The 4048-nt window shown below is 46.9% G+C and carries 6 protein-coding genes and 1 pseudogene; all 7 read right to left on the minus strand.

Translation table 11 applies throughout. From position 1 onward, the window contains the following. Positions 1 to 21: 21 nt before the first annotated feature. Positions 22 to 301, minus strand: a pseudogene (gene rpsS / locus CPT76_RS03050) (30S ribosomal protein S19). 70 nt (positions 302 to 371) lie between these two features. Then, positions 372 to 1202, minus strand: a complete 831-nt coding sequence (rplB, locus tag CPT76_RS03055) for a 50S ribosomal protein L2 (RefSeq protein ID WP_076176738.1) — start codon at positions 1200 to 1202, stop codon at positions 372 to 374. A 12-nt stretch (positions 1203 to 1214) separates the two neighbouring features. Then, a complete protein-coding gene (gene rplW / locus CPT76_RS03060) occupies positions 1215 to 1508 on the minus strand; it encodes a 50S ribosomal protein L23 (protein WP_076176737.1) in 294 nt (97 codons plus the stop codon). Next, on the minus strand, positions 1508 to 2131 hold the full coding sequence (rplD, locus tag CPT76_RS03065; protein ID WP_076176736.1) for a 50S ribosomal protein L4: 624 nt from the start codon (positions 2129 to 2131) through the stop codon (positions 1508 to 1510). The genes rplW and rplD overlap by 1 nt, the downstream gene beginning before the upstream one ends. Before the next feature lie 26 nt (positions 2132 to 2157). Continuing rightward, positions 2158 to 2781 carry a 50S ribosomal protein L3 gene (gene rplC / locus CPT76_RS03070; protein WP_076176735.1) on the minus strand — a complete coding sequence of 208 codons (624 nt, stop codon included), beginning with the start codon at positions 2779 to 2781 and terminating at the stop codon, positions 2158 to 2160. A gap of 36 nt (positions 2782 to 2817) precedes the next feature. Beyond that, entirely contained in the window at positions 2818 to 3126 is a 309-nt protein-coding gene (gene rpsJ / locus CPT76_RS03075; protein WP_005544556.1) for a 30S ribosomal protein S10, read from the minus strand. Between the two features lie 324 nt (positions 3127 to 3450). After that, a partial coding sequence (locus tag CPT76_RS38790) for an EF-Tu C-terminal domain-related protein (protein ID WP_258168032.1) occupies positions 3451 to 4048 on the minus strand: 598 nt, incomplete at its 5' end.

Genomic DNA, 4048 nt, shown 5'->3' on the forward strand with positions numbered 1-4048 from the left:
CTCAAACAAAGAGCTTAGAAATTATCTTCTTGTTTTCTTGTCATCGTCCGTATGACCCTTGTAGGTACGTGTTGGAGCGAATTCACCCAACTTGTGTCCTACCATGTCTTCCGTTACGTATACCGGAACGTGCTTGCGCCCGTCGTATACACCGAACGTGTGACCGATAAATTGTGGGAAAAATCGTAGAGCGACGGGACCAAGTCTTGATAACCGCCTTCTTGTTCGATTCGTTCATCACTTCTACTTTTTTCAGCAGGTACCCGTCAATGAAAGGCCCTTTTTTCAAACTGCGACTCATCTATAAAATCCTCCCTTCATCCAATCTTCTCGTTACTTTCGGCACTTCACAAAGTTATGCACAGCGTGCATTATTTTGTGCGGCGGCGAACGATATATTTGTCAGAAGCTTTGCCTTTTTTACGCGTTTTGTAACCAAGGGTTGGTTTGCCCCATGGAGACATTGGCGATTTACGTCCGATTGGAGCGCGGCCTTCACCACCACCGTGAGGGTGATCGTTAGGGTTCATAACTACCCCGCGAACTTCAGGACGTTGTCCGAGCCAGCGGCTGCGGCCAGCTTTACCGATTTTGATCAGCTCGTGGTCTTCGTTACCAACGGAACCGATTGTAGCACGGCAAACTTTAAGCAGTCTCCGAACTTCGCCCGAAGACAAACGTACGGATACGTATTTATCTTCTTTACCAAGAAGCTGAGCTTCGGTACCGGCTGCGCGAACCAATTGTCCGCCTTTGCCAGGCTGCAGTTCGATGTTGTGGATAACAGTACCTACCGGAATGTTCTCCATTGGAAGTGCGTTACCGATTTTGATGTCGGCGTTTGGACCGGATTCAATCTTGTCTCCCACTTTCAGACCTTTAGGAGCGATGATGTAACGCTTCTCTCCGTCTGCATAGTGGATCAGAGCAATATTGGAAGTACGGTTCGGGTCATACTCGATCGTAGCAACGGTACCTGGTATGCCGTCTTTCGTACGTTTGAAGTCGATGATACGGTATTTACGCTTGTGTCCGCCGCCGTGGTGACGAACCGTAATTTTACCTTGGTTGTTGCGGCCAGCTGTTTTGCTGAGCGGTGCAAGCAACGATTTCTCCGGCTGATTTGTCGTGATCTCTTCAAAAGTAGACACGGACATGTTACGTCTAGCCGGGGATGTCGGCTTATACTTTTTAATAGGCACGTGATTTCCTCCTTACTCTACAGATTCAAAAAACTCGAGCGCTTTGCTGTCTTTGCTCAGCGTTACGATGGCTTTTTTCCACTCGGTTGTATAACCGTTGTAGCGGCCATAACGTTTCGGCTTAGCAGGGACGCGCATTGTATTTACATTCGTTACTTTCACTTTAAAGATCGATTCAACAGCTTGTTTGATCTCGGTCTTGTTCGCACGGATATCTACTTCAAAGGCATACTTCAAGTCGCCCATGTATTCAGCCGTACGTTCAGTGATCACCGGACGTTTGATAATATCACGAGGATCTTTCATTACGCGAGCACCTCCTCTACCTTCTGAACTGCTTCTTTCGTAATGATCAGTTTGTCGTACAGAAGTACGTCAAGAACATTAATGCCGTCTGCTGCAACAAATTTCACGCCAGGAATATTCCGTGCGGAAAGAGCCACATTATCATCATAGCCAGGAGCTACGATCAGGGCCTTACGTTCTACTTTCAGATTGTTCAGGATCGCTGCGAATTCCTTTGTTTTAGGCGTGTTCAGAGCGAGTTGGTCCAGAACGATCAGATTGTTAGCGATCACTTTGGAAGACAATGCAGATTTAATAGCCAGACGACGAACTTTCTTAGGAAGCTTGAACGAGTAGCTGCGTGGTGTTGGACCGAATACAGTACCGCCGCCCTTCCATTGTGGTGAACGGATCGAACCTTGACGAGCACGGCCGGTTCCTTTTTGTTTCCAAGGCTTACGTCCGCCGCCGCGTACTTCAGAACGGCCCTTCACTTTGTGTGTACCACGACGCAAAGATGCTCTTTGCAGCAATACCGCTTGGTTCATCACGTGTACGTTCGGCTCTACGCCAAATACCGCATCGTTCAGTTCCAATTCTCCTACTTCGCTACCGCTGACATTAAACAGAGTTACTTTTGGCATTATGTGTTCCTCCTTTCCTTAGGTGATTATTTCTTCACCGTTTCGTTAATTTTAACGAAGCTGTTTTTAGGTCCAGGAATAGCACCTTTAACGAGCAATACGTTGCGTTCAACGTCAACTCTAACAACTTCAAGTTTTTGTACAGTTACTGTAGCATTACCCATGTGACCTGGCAGACGCTTTCCTTTAGGAACACGGTTAGCCTGGATCGAGCCCATGGAACCCGGTCTGCGATGGTAACGCGAGCCGTGAGCCATTGGTCCGCGGCTTTGTCCCCAACGTTTGATAACGCCTTGGAAGCCTTTACCTTTGGAAGTACCGGTTACGTCAACAAATTCGCCTTCTGCGAAGACATCCGCCTTCAGTTCTTGGCCAACCTCGAATGCTCCGAGGTCAACACCGCGAATTTCGCGAACGTAGCGCTTAGGTGCAGTGTTAGCTTTCTTAGCATGTCCTGCTTCTGGCTTGTTTGCACGTTTCTCCTTCTTATCGGCGAAACCGATTTGAATAGCTTCGTAGCCATCGTTCTCAAGATCTTTCTTTTGCAGAACAACACAAGGACCTGCTTCGATAACCGTCACAGGAATTACATTACCTTCTGGAGTAAATACTTGAGTCATTCCGAGTTTTTTTCCTAAGATACCTTTCATGTTGACACCTCTTTTCCCGTCTTAATTCATTTCGAATTACAATTTGATTTCGATATCTACACCGGACGGCAGGTCCAAGCGCATAAGAGCATCCACAGTTTGTGGAGTTGGGTTAACAATGTCGATCAGACGCTTGTGTGTGCGCATTTCGAATTGCTCCCGAGAATCCTTATACTTGTGTACCGCACGGAGAATAGTAATGATTTGTTTCTCAGTTGGAAGCGGAATCGGTCCAGATACACCAGCACCCGAACGTTTTGCAGTTTCAACGATTTTCTCAGCGGATTGATCAAGAATTCTGTGATCGTAAGCTTTCAAACGAATACGAATTTTTTGCTTTGCCATTTTAGTCCCTCCTTCTATCGCCCAATTTGGTATCGGACATACTCCGTGAAAATTTTCTAACCCACCGCTCCATGGCAAAGGGGCCGGGTGTGTCAGTAACCTCTCACATCATCGCAACGTCTCAGAACAACATTCACTATTATATATAAAGAATGGGCATAATGCAAGCTTTTAATGAAAAGCGTTGTTGTTCTTTTCTTCCTATATATAAAGAAAAAGGAATCCTCCCGCCAGGAGAGGATTCCTCTGTATCTCTTGCGTTTACAACACAGCGTTACTCGTTCCAGCACATCGTTGCTATATAGAAGGCAATTTGCCTTTTAATTATTTGCTGATTGTTGCGATGGCACCAGCAGCTACTGTACGTCCACCTTCACGGATCGTGAACTTCGTTCCTTCTTCAATCGCGATTGGAGCGATCAGTTGAACGGTTACAGTGATGTTGTCGCCAGGCATAACCATTTCAGTTCCTTCTGGAAGGTTAACCACACCAGTTACGTCCGTTGTACGGAAGTAGAACTGAGGACGGTATCCAGTGAAGAAAGGCTTATGACGGCCACCTTCTTCTTTTGTCAAAACGTATACTTGAGCAGCGAACTCAGTATGCGGTTTAACGGAAGCCGGTTTGCAAAGTACTTGACCGCGCTCGATTTGGTTACGGTCTACACCGCGAAGCAGGGCACCAATGTTGTCACCAGCTTGAGCGGAATCCAGCAATTTACGGAACATTTCAACGCCCGTAACGACGGATTTCTTAGTTTCTTCAGCGATACCAACGATTTCAACTTCGTCGCCCACTTTAACAGTTCCGCGTTCTACACGGCCTGTAGCAACCGTACCACGACCAGTGATGGAGAATACGTCCTCGACTGGCATAAGGAAAGGTTTGTCAGTGTCGCGCTCTGGAAGAGGGATGTACTCA

Origin of the sequence: Paenibacillus sp. AR247, from assembly GCF_002968895.1 — a bacterium.
Taxonomy (GTDB): Bacteria; Bacillota; Bacilli; order Paenibacillales; family Paenibacillaceae; genus Paenibacillus_AQ; species Paenibacillus_AQ favisporus.